This is a genomic window from Bordetella trematum (genome assembly GCF_900078335.1).
Taxonomy (GTDB): domain Bacteria; phylum Pseudomonadota; class Gammaproteobacteria; order Burkholderiales; family Burkholderiaceae_B; genus Bordetella; species Bordetella trematum.
In genome coordinates, this window is record NZ_FKBR01000031.1 from 55,441 (window position 1) to 70,842 (window position 15,402).

A 15,402-nucleotide genomic window follows, 5' to 3' on the forward strand; every position below is an offset into this window, starting at 1 on the left:
CGTGAAACTATAGCGTGTTTTTTTTCTTTTGTCCAACCGGATGACACCGGCTGGATGCCGCCGCCCGGTTTTCACCGTTTGGCGCAGACACGTAAAACCGAAATCATGCGTGTCTTGCAAAATGGCGCGCCCGGCAGGATTCGAACCCACGACCCCTTGGTTCGTAGCCAAGTACTCTATCCAACTGAGCTACGGGCGCTAAAGAGGCGTGTTTATAACATGCCTGGAAAAACAACACAAACCGGGCCGTTCAACTCAGCGGCAGGCAACGCCCATGCGCTTCGAAACTGGGCCGCCCTTCCTCCACCAGAAACTCGACCAGCGCCGGCAGCGCCGCCCCGGCCCGGCCACCGTCGCGCGCCATGCGCATGACGTAGCCCCAGGAGCCGGCCAGGCGATATTGCGGCACCAGCGGCACCAGCCGCCCGGCGGCCAGTTCCTCGTCGATGAGCGGCGCGCGTCCCAGCGCGATGCCGACACCGGCCACCGCGGCCGCCACCACGGTGCTCAGTCCGCTCAGGACCAGCGGCTCGGGGACGGGCTCGCCCTCCAGCCCCAGATGGCGGCGCCAGGTGCGCCAGTCGGTCTCCGGGCTGTCGACATGCTTTTCCTCCAGCCAGCGATGGGCCAGCAGGGCGCGCGGCTGGTCGCGTTGCCCGGGCGCAATCAGCGCCGGGCTGCAGACCGGCAGCACCGTTTCGGCCAGCACCGGCAGATCGCCCGGCGCGGCCAGCCGCGCCCCCGTATCCCGCGTATGCAGGAAAGCCAGATCCAGCGCCTGACTGCTCCAGGCAGGGTCCTGACTGGCATGCAGAAAGACTTGTACATCGATGCCCGGATGCAGCTCGATGAAACGCCCGATCCGTGGCGCCAGCCACAGGGAAGCCAGCGAAGGATTGGCCGAAATGTTCAGGCCCAGGCGGCCACGGCCCTGGGCGGCGGCGCGCGTATTGCGACAGGCCGTGGCCAGCAAAGCCAGCGCCTGCTGCACCGAGGCCAGCAGATCAGCCCCGGCCTCGGTCACTTCGGCCCGCCTCAAGCGCCCGCCTCGGTGCAAAAGCGCTATACCCATGTCGGCCTCCAGCGCGCGCAGCTGATGACTCACGGCGCTTTTGGTCACGTGCAGCTCCACCGCTGCGCGGCTCAGGCTGCCCAGGCGTGCAACGGCTTCGAAGGCGCGCAGGGCTGCCAGCGGCGGGGTATGTCCGGGAAACGGGGAGGTGCGAGTCATGAGTTGAGTTTATCTCAACCCATGATTGAAAAAGCATCGCTTTCCCGAAGCGGGTCTGCGGGAGATGATGAGGTCCTGGAGGGAATGCTATGTATTTCGACTATCGTTTATGGCTCATGACGGCCGGCCTGCGCACCCGCATGCTGGGCGGCGTCGTGCTCGGGTTGCTGGCCATGCTGGCCGGCATCGGCCGCTATGTGTTTCTTGGCGTGCTGCTGGCGCGCGTCTATGACAACCAACCCTGGCAGCAATGGCTCGAGCCGGCCGCCATGGTGGGGGTACTGGTGTTGCTGCGCGCCGCGCTGGACCACTGGCGCACGCTGGCCGCCAACCGGGGGGCTGCCGAAGTCCAGCAGATGCTGCGCGGCCAGCTCTATGACCGGCTGGTCGAACTCGGCCCGGCCTGGATCGCCAACCAGCGCACCGGCGGGATCATGCTGACGCTGGTCGATGGCGTGGAACAGCTGCAGACGTTCTTTGGCCAGTATCTGCCCCAGGTCGCGATCGCGGCCCTGGCCCCCCTGGCGATCTTCGGCGTGATCGCCTTCTGGGACCTGCCCACGGCCAGCGTGCTGCTGGTGGCGGCGCTCTTTTCTCTCTTCGGCCCCATGGCCGTGCACATGCTGGACCGGCGCGCCAGCCTGGCGCGCTCCCAGGCGCTCAATGCCTTCGGCGAGGATTTTCTGGACGCCATGCAGGGGCTGCCCACCCTCAAGGCCTTCGGCCAGGGCAAGGCCTTCGGGCGCCGGCTGGCAGAACGTGCCCGCATGCTGTCGGATCATACGTTCTGGGTGCTCTCGGTCAGCCTGCTGACACGCGGCATCAGCGACCTGGGCGTGGCCCTGGGCGCGGCGGCCGCCATCGCGCTGGGCGCCTGGCGCGTGACCCACGGCGACATGAGCGTCGAAGCCCTGCTGATCGTGCTGATGGCCGGCACCGAGATCTTCCGGCCCTTGCGCGAACTGCGCGCGGTATTGCACCGGGGCCTGCTCGGCCAGTCCGCCGCCACCAGCATCCACGCCCTGCAGGATGCCCGCCGCGACGACAGCGGGCCGGGCGGTGCGCGCGGCGTCAGGCTCGCGCCCACCATCGAGTTCGATCAGGTCAGCTACGCCTATCCGTCCAGTCGCCAGGCACACCAGGGCCTGAGCTTTCGCGTGGCGGCCGGCGAGCGGGTCGGCGTGGTCGGCCCCAGCGGCGCAGGCAAGTCGACCATCGTGCGCCTGTTGCTGCGCGAGGGCCTGGCCCAGTCCGGTGCGGTACGCATCGGCGGACGCGACGTACGCGAACTGGCGCACGAGGACCTGCTCTCGCATCTGGCACTGGTCAGCCAGGATCCCGTGCTGTTTCACGGCACCATCGCCGAGAACCTGCGCCTGGGGCGTCCCCAGGCCAGCGATCAGGATCTGCGCGAAGCGGCGCGGGCCGCCAATATCGACGCCTTCATCCTGTCCCTGCCGCAGGGCTACGACACCCGCATCGGCGAGCGCGGCCTGCAGCTGTCGGGCGGCCAGCGGCAACGCCTGGCGATTGCGCGCGCCCTGCTGCGCGACGCCCCCATCCTGATCCTGGACGAAGCCCTGTCCTCGGTGGACTCCGAGAACGAGGCCCTGATCCAGCAGGCGCTGGACCGGCTGATGGCCGGCCGTACGACACTCATCCTGGCGCACCGCCTGGGCAGCGTGATCGGCGCCGATCGCGTACTGGTGCTGGATCAGGGCCGGGTGGTCGAAGAAGGGCCGCATGAAGCCCTGATGCAGGCGCGCGGCCTGTACTACGCTCTCATGCGCGAGCAGGCGCGGGACCGGGCCACGCCTGCGGCCAGCGGCGGCGCCACGGACCGCCCTGCCGCACACGCGTCCAAGGCAGGCGACGGCGCCCTGCCCCGCTCGCTCAATGCCGACGCCGCCCAGGTCGGCTGGCGCGCGACCCTGGGCACGCTGCTGGCCTTCGTGCGCCCCTGGCGCGGCACGGTCATCAGCACCGTATTGCTGGGCGTGGCCCGGGTGGCGGCCTTTATCGGCGTGGGCGTGCTCAGCGCCCTGGTGGTGGCGGCAGTGCGCGATGGCCAGCCCACCGGCGCGCTGATCGCCGCGCTGTTGATCGTCGCGCCGCTGGCCGCGCTGTTCCATTGGCTGGAGTCCTGGCTGGCGCACGCCATGGCCTACCGGCTGCTGGCCGATATGCGCGTCAAGCTCTTTGATCAGCTCGAACGCCTGGCGCCGGCCTATCTGCTGCGCCGTCGCTCGGGCGACCTGGTCGCACTGGCGACCCAGGACGTCGAAATGGTGGAGTACTTCTATGCCCATACCCTGGCGCCGGCCATCGTCTCGGTGCTGGTGCCGCTGACGGTGCTGGGTTTTCTGTTCGCCTATGACGCAATGGTGGCACTGGCCCTGCTGCCGTTTCTGGCCTATGCGCTGATTTCGCCGTGGCGCGGCCGCCGGCGCGCCGACCGCCTGGGCGAACAGGCCCGCCAGGCCCTGGGCGAGATGAGCGCCCATGCCACCGATACTTTGCAGGGCATGCCGGATCTGGTGGCCTTCCAGGCCACCACCCGGCGACGCGCGCAGTTCCTCGAAAGCGCCCGTCAGTACCAGCAACGCCGCCTCGCCCTGCTGCGCGACCTGTCGGCGCAATCCACGGGGTTCGAAATCGCCACCGGCCTGGGCGGGCTGGCGGTCGCCGTCGTAGGCGCCATGCAGGCCGCCGCCGGCGTCGTGCCGGCCGTCATGGTGCCCCTGCTGGTGCTGATCGCTCTGGCGACTTTTCTGCCGGTCTCGGAGATCTCGCAGGTCAGCCGCCAGCTGGCCGACACGGTGGCGGCCACCCGACGCCTGCATGTCGTCGCCAACGAACCGGTGCCGGTCCAGGATGGTCCCGACCGCCTGACCCCGGCGCCGGGCGGGGTTCAGGTGCGTTTCGAGCAGGTCGGCTTCCGCTATCCCGGCACGACGCGCGATACGCTGCACGAGCTGTCGTTCACACTGGAGCGCGGCCAGGCCACCGCCCTGGTGGGCGCCTCCGGCGCAGGCAAGAGCACCATCGCCCATCTCTTGCTGCGTTTCTGGGATCCGCAACAAGGGGCCATCCGGCTCGACGGCCGGGACTTGCGCCAACTGGAGCTGGACAACCTGCGCGAACATGTGGCGCTGGTCACGCAGGACACCTATCTGTTCAACGACACCCTCGCAGCCAACATCCGCCTGGCACGCCCGGACGCGAGCGATGCCGAGTTGCAGCAGGCAATCGAGCGTGCGGCGCTGAGCGACTTCTTGCGGGCGCTGCCCGACGGCCTGCAGACCCGGGTCGGCGAGCGCGGCATGCAACTGTCCGGCGGGCAGAGGCAGCGGATCTCGATCGCGCGCGCCTTCCTGAAGAATGCACCGGTGCTGATCCTGGATGAAGCCACGTCGCATCTGGACACCCTGAGCGAACAACAGATCCGTCAGGCGCTCGACAGCCTGATGCGCGAACGCAGCACGCTCATCATCGCGCACCGCCTGTCCACGGTGCGCGATGCGGACCAGATCCTGGTGCTGGATGCCGGGCGGCTGGTCGAACAAGGCCGCCATGACGCGCTGATCGCCCGCAACGGCGCCTATGCCCGCCTGGTGCGCCACCAGACGATGCAGGCTTGATCCCGGAGGCCGGCGCAACGCGCCGGCCGGCTCACAGCCCGCGGCAGGCCTGGATGACAGCCGTGCGGCTTTGCGCCAGCACCATGGCCATCCAGGTATCCTCATCGATGAAGAAGGCGTCCCTCAGCGCCCGCTTGGCGCTGACCTGCTCGCGCGTGCCCGCCAGGGCCGGACGCAGGTGGTACCACTGCTCGGCACGCATGGCCGACAAACTCGTCGGCAGACGGGTGCCGAACTCCAGCGCGATCCCGACGTTCTGTGAATGCGGACACTCATCGAAGATCGCGCCCAAAGCGTGGCCCTTGACCTGCCGCGACACCGAGTCGTCGGCCCAGGCCGCCACCACATCGCTGCCCCATACCCGGCGCGTCAGCGCCAGATTGTCCACCGCACCGGGCAGGCCGCCATGGATTTTCTCGCCGTGACCGTAAGGCCCCAGCCCCGTGTGCACATCGATCCAGGCGATGCGTCGGCGCTGGGCGCCATAGATGCGCAGGATCGCGCGCAGACTGCGGTTGCTCCAGCTGGGCGCATAGCCGCCATAGAACAGACCGCCCGGATGGCTGGTCTGCCCAGTCGTGACGGCCTCGCGAAAGGCGGCGTAGCCATGCTCATCCTGGTAGCGCTGCAAAGCGGCGGCATTCTCGACCGACGCAGGCCAACTGGCCGGCAGCAATAATTCATGCAGCTGGTCGTAACCCGGATTGTCCAGCACCAGATCATCGGGCCCGCGAAAGTTGCGATTCAGATCGATGTTGTCCTCGTTGACCCGCCGCAGATGCGAGAACCCATAGGGGTTGACGCCATGGATGAGAAGACAAGCCACCCGCCGGGCGGCCAGCAGCGCACGCACGCCCGCGTCTCGCATCAGGGCCACCTGACAGGCTGAACCGCAGAACCCCTCCACGCCATGCGTACCCGAGGAGACGATGAGCAAGCTTTCGGCGTCCTCGGCGCCCAGGTAGGCCACGTCCATCGACAACACCTCCCCCTGCGCCCCGCTCAGCCCAGGCAGCACGTAGGCCGCCATGGACGCCGAGGCTGCGCTTGCGGCCTCCTGGAACTTGCTGCGCGCATCAATGTAGAGATGCGCAAAACAATCACGCGGAACGGGGGAAGACATAACAGGGTCCTGATCACAATAACGGGAAAGCGGCGCCGCTCTCAGGGAGAGGCCGACCGTCGGGCGCGCAGCGCCCACCTCTGATGAATCTCACGCATATTCCGGGCCAGCACCTCACCATCTGCCGGGTTGACCTGCGACCCCTGCAGGCGCAGTTGCTGCCTGACGTCCTCATCCTGCAAGGCCTGAAACACCGCCTGCCGCAGCACGGCGACGCGCCCGGCATCCGTGCCCGGGGGCGCGAACAGGCCCACCACGCTGCCATGCTCCAGGCCCGCCAGCCCCTGCTCGCCGAAGGTCGGCACCTGCGGCAGATCGGGGTGCCGCCGTCCCCCCGTCACAGCCAGCACGCGCAAGCTGCCGGCCCGCCACGGCTCCAGCACCTCTGCCACCGACGTCATACCCATCGCCAGATGACCGCCCAACAGCTCCGTGACCATCGGCGCCCCGCCACGGTAGGGGACCACCACCAGGTCGACCTCCAGGCGCTCGCCCACCATCTCCATCACATAAGCCGGCACACTGCCCGGGGCCGGCACGCCCACCGCGGGACTGCCGGGCAGTGCCGGCAGGTCCGCCAGCTCGCGCACAGGCGAGTCGGCCCTGACTGCCAAGGCCAGCGCAGCTTTGTCGGTCAGCTGCGCAACGGCGCGGAAATCATCCGGGGACCGGTAGCCAGCCCCCGGCACCTGATGCGGCACGATCGCCAAGGCGTGATCATTGCTCAGCAGCAAGGTGTGTCCATCCGCCGCCGCAGTCAGCACGGCTTGCGCTGCCAGCAATCCCCCCGCACCCGGCCGGTTCTCGACCACCACGATCTCCCCCAAGCTGCGCTGCATCTGCTGCGCCAACACGCGCGCAATCCTGTCCACCCCCCCGCCCGGCGCAAAACCCACCAGGATGCGCGTCACCGGCGCCGCCCGGCTCAGACGGACACTGGTTGTTGCGAGGACGACACCCGCCAGAACGGAAAAAAGCCGGCGGCGGCTCGGGGACACAGCAGCTTGCATGGTTGACTCCGCAGCAATGCCCTATCCACGGCCCCCCATGGGCAGAATAGGAAAAAACACTATATAAAAGAAGACAGCCCTGTTCTATGAGAGATTCAAATGATCAATCTCCAGGAAAACCCGGATCTGACCTGGCGTTTCAGCCTTCGGCAGCTCGATCTCTTTCGCGCCGTCGCGACGCACGGCAGCCTGCGCGCAGCGGCCCGTCATCTGGGCCTCACGCAACCGACGCTGACCCACGCCATGAAACAGCTGGAACACAGCGTGGGCGCGCCGCTGTTCATCCGCTCGGCGCAGGGCAGTCGCCTGACGCCGATCGGCCAGACGCTGCTGCAGCACAGCCGGCGGGCGCTCAACGAACTGCAACGGGCCCAAGCCGAGATCGGACGCCTCAGCGGCCAGAGCGGCGGACATGTATCAATGGGCTTCAGCGCAGCCGGCTCCACGCTCCTGCCGCAGGCCTTGCCCCGCTTTCAGGCGACCCACCCCGATGTCTCGCTGACATTGAAGGAAGTCACTTCGGCCGAGCACGATCCGGACTGGCAGGCGGGCAACTACGACTTCATCATCACCAGCGAGCTGGACGCCCCGGCCAAGGGCGACCGGCAGCGCGAACTGCTCACCCGGCTACCCCTGACCCCAATGACGCGCAAGGGCAGCCGCTGGCTGCAGGCCCGCTCCTTGCATGCACTGCAGGACGCCCTGTGGATCCTGCCGGAGTACGGCCCCGAACTTCTCAGGCGGCTGCATGCCGGCCAGGGCCTGGCGGCTCCGCAGCGACAACTGATGTGCCTGTCTATCCAGCTGGTGTTCACCATGCTGCGCGCCACCGACGCGGTGTGCCTGCTGCGCACCCAGTCGATACCGATGCTCCGGGAACGCTATGACCTGCATCCGGTGCCGCTCGATGAGCCCCTGGACGCGATGCTGTATGTCTGTCTGTCGGCACCCGACCTGCAACAACTCACGCCGGTCGCGCAACACTTCGCAGACTGCCTGCGCGCCGTCCAGGCCGGCCAGGATCGCCAGGCCCGTGCAGCGCGCACGGGCGCGCCAGGCAAAGAAAAAACCCGCAAGGCCTGAGCCTTGCGGGTTTTTTGACTTCGGGCTGCGCCAGAAGCGGTATCTGGCGGAGACGGTGGGATTCGAACCCACGATGCAGTTTTTAGCCACATACTCCCTTAGCAGGGGAGCCCCTTCAGCCTCTCGGGCACGTCTCCGAAGAATCCAAGATTCTACACGAAAATTTTTAGTTTTTCGCGCTGACGGCGAGAAAACTTAAAAAAAGTGGACGGAGCAACCGTCCACTTCTTCAATCAGGCGGCCGGCGCCTGATCCAGACCAAAGGCCTTGTGCAGCGCACGCACGGCCAGTTCCATGTACTTGTCGTCGATGACCACCGAGGTCTTGATCTCGCTGGTGCTGATCATCTGGATGTTGATGCCCTCTTGCGAAAGCGTCTGGAACATCAGGCTGGCCACACCGACGTGCGAACGCATGCCGATGCCGACGATGGAGACCTTGGCGACCTTGTCGTCGGTCACCAGCTCGCGGGCGTTGACGGCCGGCACCACGTCGCGCTTGAGCAGCTCGACCGTGCGGGCCAGATCATTGCGATTGACCGTGAACGAGAAATCGGTCGTGCCTGCCACCGACTGGTTCTGCACGATCATGTCGACATCGATATTGGCGGCGGCGACCGGCCCCAGGATGGAGTAGGCCACTCCAGGGGTGTCCGGCACGGCCAGCAGGGTGATTTTGGCTTCGTCGCGGCTGAAGGCGATGCCGGAGACAACGGCGGCTTCCATTTTTTCGTCTTCCTCGAAAGTAATCAGCGTGCCCGAAGCCATTTCTTCTTCGAGCGGAATAAGCGGGTCGGTCAGCGAGGACAGCACGCGGGTGGGCACCCGGTACTTGCCGGCGAACTCGACGGAACGGATTTGCAGAACCTTGGAGCCCAGCGAGGCCATTTCGAGCATTTCCTCGAACGAGGCCACCGGCATGCGGCGCGCTTCGGGCACCACGCGCGGATCGGTCGTGTAGATGCCGTCCACGTCGGTGAAGATCAGGCACTCATCGGCTTTCAGGGCCGCCGCCACGGCCACGGCCGAGGTGTCGGAGCCGCCCCGGCCCAGGGTGGTGATGTGACCCTCGGGATCCACGCCCTGGAAGCCGGTCACGATGACCACGCTGCCGGCATCCAGATCGGCGCGGATGCGCGTGTCGTCGATGGAGCTGATGCGCGCCTTAGTGAAGGACGAATCGGTCACGATCGGCACCTGCCAGCCGGCATAGCTGCGCGCCTTGACGCCCTGCGCCTGCAACGCAATCGCCAGCAGACCGCTGGAGGCTTGCTCGCCGGTGGCGGCGATCATGTCGAGTTCGCGGCCATTGGGCTGCGGGGTAATCTCGCGGGCCAGGCCCAGCAGGCGATTGGTTTCGCCCGACATGGCCGAGGGCACCACGACGACCTGGTGGCCGGCGGCGTGCCACTTCGCGACGCGGCGCGCCACATTCTTGATGCGCTCGATGGAGCCCATCGACGTACCGCCATACTTGTGAACGATCAGGGACATCTCGTACTCTGGCTTAAGGCCCGCCCAGGGCGAGCAAAGTCGGTAATTCTAGCGCATGGTGATATTTTGCGCAGATCGTTATGCGAGCTTGTCCACCTGGCGCATCACCGACACCCGCCCGCGTTGACAGCGGATTTCATGGCCGTCGTGCAGCAGCCGCAGGTCGCGGTCGTGGCCCAGGGCGTGCAACTGCCGCAGCTGACGCATCAGTTCCTGCAGACGCGCCTCGGAGGGCATGCGCAGGCCCTGTCCGTGCAGCCAGTGGCGCAACACCTGGGCCTGGCGGGGCGCCGACAGGCCGCGCCAGGCTGCCAGAGAGAAGTCCTGCCCTTGCGGCCCGGGCGCAAGCGCGGCGAAATCGGCGCGCGCCACTTCGTCGAGGATGTCGGCAGCCTCGGCCATCTGGCGCGCATGACGCGCCACGATGGATTGCCAGCCCGGCCAGCGGGCCGCCAGCGCCGGCCCCAGCGCCGTTCGCACGGCGGCACGGGTATAGCGCGGGTCGGCATTGGTGGGATCGTCGACCGCCTGCCAGCCACTCACACGGGCAAACGCCTGCGCAGCGTCGCGCAATGTATCCCGCCCGATATCCAGCCAGGGCCGCAGATACACCAGCCCGTCGCGGCGGTGCTCGGCGCGCATGGCGGCCAAGCCGGCAACGCCGGCGCCGCGCAGCAGGCGCAGCAACACGGTTTCGGCCTGATCATCGCGATGGTGCGCCAGCAGGATATGCCCCACGCCGGCAGCCCCGGCCATTTGCGCCAGCGCGCCATAGCGCGCCTGACGCGCCGCCGCCTCGATGCCGCTGCCATCGGCCGGCACACTCACCCGGGCCACCTGAAACGGCAAGCCCAGCAAGGCGCAAAGCGCGCCGGCGCGCGCGCTCCAGGCATCGGCCTCGGCTTGCAGACCATGATGCACGTGGAAAGCCCGCAGCGGCCGGTCCCGCAGCGCGAGGGCCGCAGCCAGGGCCAGCATGGCCGAGTCCGGGCCGGCGCTCAGGGCAATGCCGACCGGCGTGCCGGCAGGCACACCCGCCACGGCGGCGCGCAGCTTCGCCAGCGGCGCCTCGCCCAGCAGAGCACGGTAGGGAGAAAGATCAGGAAGGCCCGACATGGTCAGACCCTTGCCCGCTCAGGCGCGCGTTTCCTGATATCGGCCGTAGGCCAGCACACGCTCCAGGCGTTGCTCGATCAGTTGCTCGGGCGTGAGACCCTGCAACTGGCGCAGCGAATCGCCCAGGGCGCGGCGCAGCAGCCGGGCCATGACGCGCGGATCGCGATGCGCGCCGCCGACCGGCTCGTTGACGATGCGGTCGATCAGGCCAAGATCTTTCAGGCGCGGCGCCGTGATGGCCAGCGCTTCGGCTGCCTCGGGCGCCTTGTCGGCGCTGCGCCAGAGAATGGAGGCGCAGCCTTCGGGCGAAATCACCGAATAGGTGGAGTACTGCAGCATCAGCACGGCATTGCCCACGGCGATCGCAAGCGCGCCGCCCGAGCCGCCCTCGCCGATCACGGTCACGATGACCGGCACCTTGAGCTCGGCCATGACGAACAGGTTGTGGCCGATGGCTTCCGACTGCCCGCGCTCTTCGGCACCGACGCCGGGATAGGCGCCCGGGGTGTCGATGAAGGTGAAGATGGGCATTCTGAACTTTTCGGCCAGGCGCATCAGGCGCAAGGCCTTGCGATAGCCCTCGGGGCGCGGCATGCCGAAATTGCGTGCGGCACGCTCTTTGGTGTCACGCCCCTTCTGGTGGCCGATGACCATGCAGGGCGTGCCGTTAAAGCGCGCCAGGCCGCCCACGATGGAGAGGTCGTCGGCATACATGCGGTCGCCGTGCAGCTCGTGGAAATCGGTGAAGATCTCACGCACGTAATCCAGCGTGTAGGGGCGCTGCGGGTGCCGCGCCACCAGGGCAGTCTGCCAGGGCGACAGCTTGCCGTAAATTTCCTTGGCGAGACTTTGGCTCTTCTGCTGCAGACGCCCGATCTCATCGGAAATGTCCACTGCAGAATCGGCCTGCACATAGCGCAGCTGCTCGATCTTGTTCTCAAGCTCGGCGAGCGGTTGTTCGAATTCCAGGAATGTATTGCGCATGAGGTGTGGTTCCGTCGAAGGGCGCTGGCGGGATCAGTACTGGACCGGAGTCGGTTCCAGGCTGCGCCACAAATACCAGGTCGCCACGGTACGCCAGGGCTGCCAGGCCAACGAAACCTCTCGGGCTTCGAAGCGCGATACCGGCTCGCCGCTGAAGTAGTGTAACGAGATTGCCTTGAGCAGCCCAAGATCGTCCAAGGGCAGGACGTCCGGCCGCTGCAAGTTGAAAATCAGGAACATCTCGGCCGTCCAGCGGCCGATGCCCCGAATGGCGACCAGTTCGGAGATGACCGCTTCGTCGTCCATGGAGGCCCAGCGCTCGGGGTGCACCTTGCGCTGGCCAAAATGATCTGCAAGATCCTGCACGTATTCGGCCTTGCGTTGCGACAGCCCGGCCTCGCGCAGCCCGGCCACGCCGGCGCGCAGCACAGTAGCTGGCGTGGGGCGTTTGCCGGCCACCTCCAGCAGGCGCGTCCAGAGGGCATCGGCCGCCTTGGTGGAGATCTGCTGCCCGACGATGGCGCGCGCCAGCGTCACGAACGGCGAGCCGCGCGACATCAGCCAGGTATGGCTGTGCTGCGGAATGATCTTCTTGAGAATGCGGTCGCGGCGCATCAGATGCGCCACGGCCTCTTCCCAGTAATCCGGTTTGGCAGCGTCGAGGTCAGTGCTGGACATGGCCGTCGATCTCAGGCGCGACGCCACTGCGTCAGGCCGCCCGGTTTGTCATCGAGCTCGATGCCGGCGGCGCGCAGTTCGGCCCGGATGGCGTCGGCGCGTGCGAAGTCACGCGCCTGCTTGGCCTGGCCACGCTCGGCAACCAGCGCCTCGATACGTGCGGCATCCAGCTGGCCCGCGGGCGCGCCCTGTTCCATCGCCGCGGCCGAATAGCGCGTGGGCGACTGGAAATACGCCACAGGATCGAGTTGCAGCAGGCCCAGCACGCCCCCCAGGGCGCGCAACTGGCCGGCGGCGCGCGCATCGCGATCGCGGTTGGCCTGCGTGGCCAGTTCGAACAGGGCGGCCACGGCGCCGGAGCTGTTGAAATCGTCGTCCATCGCGGCCTTGAAGGCCTGCGCCTGCGGCTCCTGCCAATCGATGCCGGCCTGATCGGGAGCCACGTTCTGCAGCGCCTGATACAGGCGATCAAGCGCGTTCTGGGCGTCCACCAGGTTGTCGGGGGTGTAGTTCTGCGGGCTGCGGTAGTGATTGCGCACGATGAAAAAGCGCAGCATTTCCGCTTCGCGCGGATTGACCGCATAGACCGCTTCGTTCTCGGCGGCTTCGCCCTGCGCGATGGTCTGGCGGATGGTGCGGAAGTTGCCCAACGACTTGGACATCTTCTCGGCATCGACCATCAACGGGCCGCAATGCATCCAGACATTGGCCAGATTGCCGCCGAACGCCCCTTCGGTCTGGGCGATCTCGTTCTCGTGATGCGGGAATTTCAGGTCCGGGCCGCCGCCATGGATATCCAGCGGCAGGTCCAGCAGGGCCTTGCTCATGGCCGAGCACTCGATGTGCCAGCCGGGGCGGCCGAAACCATAGGGAGACTGCCACTTGGTTTCAGGCGGTTCTTCTTCCTTGGCCGATTTCCAGAGCACGAAATCGAGCGGGTCGCGCTTGGCGGTATCCACGGCCACGCGCTCGCCGGCGCGCAGATCGTCGAGCGACTTGCCCGACAGCTTGCCGTAGCCGGCGAACCCGCGCACGGAGAAGTTCACGTCGCCATCATCGGCCTGATAGGCCAGCCCGTTATCGCGCAGCCGGCCGATGATGTCCAGCATCTCGCCCACATATTGCGTGGCGCGCGGCTCGTGATCGGGCCGCGCCACGCCCAGGGCGCGCTCGTCGGCGTGCATGGCGTCGATGAAGAACTCGGTGACTTCGTGCATGCGCCGCCCGGTCTGCACCGCGCGGCGGATGATCTTGTCGTCGATGTCGGTGATATTGCGAACGTAGTTCACGGCATAGCCGCTGGCCCGCAGCCAACGCTGAACCACGTCAAAGGACACCAGCATCCGGGCATGGCCCAGGTGGCAGTAGTCATAGACGGTCATGCCACACACGTACATGCGCACCTCGCCGGCATGGACCGGTTTGAAGGCTTCTTTGGTACGCGACAGTGTGTTGTAGATGTGCAGCATGGCGCTCGTCGGCAAGTATCAGAACGTCGTTGGGGGAAATGCCGCCCGGATGGCGGCTGCGGTGAATTGCGGCACCTGCGGACAGCGCGGAAACTCCCGCGACGCGCCCCGCTGCGCCCCTGATTGCACCGGTCTGCCACCTTCTGGCGGGCCATTGCCTCAACCAGAGCTAAAATGGCGATCGTAAAGTATAGCAAGCGGCCTGCCTCTGCGCTTTTCTGCCGCTTGCCCGCCAATGGACTACGCCCTGTGATTACCCCGTCGTTTCTCCGTTTCGCCGCGCGGACGCTGGCCTTGTGCACAGCCCTGGCCGCCCCTGCCGCCCTGGCGCAATCCATGGCCGGCGGCATCCCCCTGCGGGACGGCCCGCCGGCCACGACCACCCTGGACGAGCCCCCGCCCGAAGGCGGCTGGGACAGCCTGGCCCGTCTGCTCGAGGCGGCCAAGCCCGGCGTGGACACGCGCCTGGCCCCATCTCCGTCGCAGATCACCGACCACATCGAGCGCCTGATCAACAGCGGGCGCTACGAAGAGGCGCTCAAGCTCATCGATGCCCGCACCCAGGCCTCGCGCAATCTGCCGGGCACCGATGTGCAACTCATGTTCCAGCATGCCCGTGTGCTGGGCGCGCTGGGGCGCGACCAGGAAGCCGAAGCCATCTACACCGAGATGACCACCCGCTTCCCAGAACTGCCCGAACCCTGGAACAATCTGGGTGCGCTGTACGCCTCGCGTGGCGAGCTGGATCGCGCCCAGGATGCGCTTAACATGGCGCTGCGGGTCAATCCGAATTATCCGGCTGCGCGCGCCAACCTGGGCGACCTGCAGCTCATGATCGCCCTGCGCACCTATCGGCAGGAAGCCGAGCGCGGCGTGCCCGGGATGAAAGAAAAAGCCCAGGATCTCGAAAAGCTACTGAAGGATAAATCGCACTCATGACCGCTTATGATTCGCGCATCAAACCGCTGGGCCGCTGGGCCGGCGCTTTTCTGCTGGCCGCGCTGCTGCCCCTGAGCGCAGGCGCCCAGACGTCCCCCACCCCCTCTCTTTCAGAAGGCACTACTTCCATGAGCAATCCTCGCGTCAAGCTGCATACCAACCAAGGCGACATGGTCATCACGCTGGATGCCGAAAAAGCCCCCAAGACGTCCGCCAACTTCCTGCAATACGTCAAGGACGGCTTCTATGACGGCACGGTCTTTCACCGCGTGATCGACGGCTTCATGGTGCAGGGCGGCGGCTTCGAGCCCGGCCTGAAGCAAAAACCCACCCGCGAGCCGATCGACAACGAAGCCGACAACGGCCTGAAGAACAACAAGTACACCCTGGCCATGGCCCGCACCAGCGACCCGCATTCGGCCACGGCGCAGTTCTTCATCAACGTCGCCAACAACGACTTCCTGAACTTCACCGCGCCCACCCCGCAAGGCTGGGGCTATGCCGTGTTCGGCACCGTGACCGAAGGCACCGATGTGGTCGACAAGATCAAGGGCGTGAAGACCGGCAACAACGGCTTCCACCAGAACGTGCCCAAGGAAGACGTGATCATCGAGAAGGCCGAAATCCTTGAATAA

General features: G+C 66.8%; 12 protein-coding genes and 2 tRNA genes. 4 read left to right on the forward strand and 10 right to left on the reverse strand.

The window, feature by feature from the left end; genetic code table 11:
• Nucleotides 1-122: 122 nt before the first annotated feature.
• Nucleotides 123-199, reverse strand: a tRNA-Arg gene (locus tag A7V84_RS12515).
• Between the two features lie 51 nt (nt 200-250).
• A complete protein-coding gene (locus A7V84_RS12520) occupies nt 251-1,231 on the reverse strand; it encodes a LysR substrate-binding domain-containing protein (RefSeq protein WP_025513466.1) in 981 nt (326 codons plus the stop codon).
• A gap of 89 nt (nt 1,232-1,320) precedes the next feature.
• Between A7V84_RS12520 and A7V84_RS12525 the strand changes: the two genes are divergently transcribed.
• On the forward strand, nt 1,321-4,872 hold the full coding sequence (locus A7V84_RS12525) for an ABC transporter ATP-binding protein/permease (protein WP_063491351.1): 3,552 nt from the start codon (nt 1,321-1,323) through the stop codon (nt 4,870-4,872).
• Nucleotides 4,873-4,903: 31 nt separating this feature from the next.
• Here the strand turns inward: A7V84_RS12525 and A7V84_RS12530 are convergent, their stop codons facing one another.
• Nucleotides 4,904-5,995 carry a M14 family metallopeptidase gene (locus A7V84_RS12530; protein ID WP_025513471.1) on the reverse strand — a complete coding sequence of 364 codons (1,092 nt, stop codon included), beginning with the start codon at nt 5,993-5,995 and terminating at the stop codon, nt 4,904-4,906.
• Between the two features lie 41 nt (nt 5,996-6,036).
• Nucleotides 6,037-6,906: a tripartite tricarboxylate transporter substrate-binding protein gene (locus tag A7V84_RS12535; protein ID WP_231886836.1), complete on the reverse strand. Its 870-nt coding sequence runs from the start codon at nt 6,904-6,906 to the stop codon at nt 6,037-6,039.
• A 198-nt stretch (nt 6,907-7,104) separates the two neighbouring features.
• On the opposite strand from A7V84_RS12535, the gene A7V84_RS12540 reads away from it, so the two are divergent.
• Nucleotides 7,105-8,088 carry a LysR family transcriptional regulator gene (locus A7V84_RS12540; RefSeq protein ID WP_052125690.1) on the forward strand — a complete coding sequence of 328 codons (984 nt, stop codon included), beginning with the start codon at nt 7,105-7,107 and terminating at the stop codon, nt 8,086-8,088.
• A 44-nt stretch (nt 8,089-8,132) separates the two neighbouring features.
• Here A7V84_RS12540 and A7V84_RS12545 read toward each other — a convergent pair.
• From A7V84_RS12545 to cysS, 6 genes are all read right to left on the reverse strand, one after another.
• Nucleotides 8,133-8,225 (reverse strand) — tRNA-Ser (locus A7V84_RS12545).
• Between the two features lie 96 nt (nt 8,226-8,321).
• Nucleotides 8,322-9,581, reverse strand: coding sequence for an aspartate kinase (locus A7V84_RS12550; RefSeq protein ID WP_025513477.1), 1,260 nt, complete (start codon nt 9,579-9,581; stop codon nt 8,322-8,324).
• 78 nt (nt 9,582-9,659) lie between these two features.
• Complete coding sequence (gene tilS, locus A7V84_RS12555; protein ID WP_025513479.1) at nt 9,660-10,697, reverse strand: tRNA lysidine(34) synthetase TilS; 1,038 nt, start codon at nt 10,695-10,697, stop codon at nt 9,660-9,662.
• 18 nt (nt 10,698-10,715) lie between these two features.
• Nucleotides 10,716-11,681: an acetyl-CoA carboxylase carboxyltransferase subunit alpha gene (locus A7V84_RS12560; RefSeq protein WP_063491352.1), complete on the reverse strand. Its 966-nt coding sequence runs from the start codon at nt 11,679-11,681 to the stop codon at nt 10,716-10,718.
• 33 nt (nt 11,682-11,714) lie between these two features.
• Nucleotides 11,715-12,359, reverse strand: a complete 645-nt coding sequence (locus A7V84_RS12565) for a DNA-3-methyladenine glycosylase family protein (RefSeq protein WP_025513483.1) — start codon at nt 12,357-12,359, stop codon at nt 11,715-11,717.
• Nucleotides 12,360-12,370: 11 nt separating this feature from the next.
• Nucleotides 12,371-13,828, reverse strand: a complete 1,458-nt coding sequence (gene cysS / locus A7V84_RS12570; protein ID WP_025513485.1) for a cysteine--tRNA ligase — start codon at nt 13,826-13,828, stop codon at nt 12,371-12,373.
• A 336-nt stretch (nt 13,829-14,164) separates the two neighbouring features.
• Here cysS and A7V84_RS12575 point away from each other — a divergent pair, with 336 nt between their 5' ends.
• Together A7V84_RS12575 and A7V84_RS12580 are read left to right on the forward strand one after the other, a co-directional pair.
• Nucleotides 14,165-14,767, forward strand: a complete 603-nt coding sequence (locus tag A7V84_RS12575; RefSeq protein ID WP_115638865.1) for a tetratricopeptide repeat protein — start codon at nt 14,165-14,167, stop codon at nt 14,765-14,767.
• Nucleotides 14,764-15,402, forward strand: a complete 639-nt coding sequence (locus A7V84_RS12580) for a peptidylprolyl isomerase (RefSeq protein ID WP_025513489.1) — start codon at nt 14,764-14,766, stop codon at nt 15,400-15,402. Before A7V84_RS12575 ends, A7V84_RS12580 begins: the two co-directional genes overlap by 4 nt.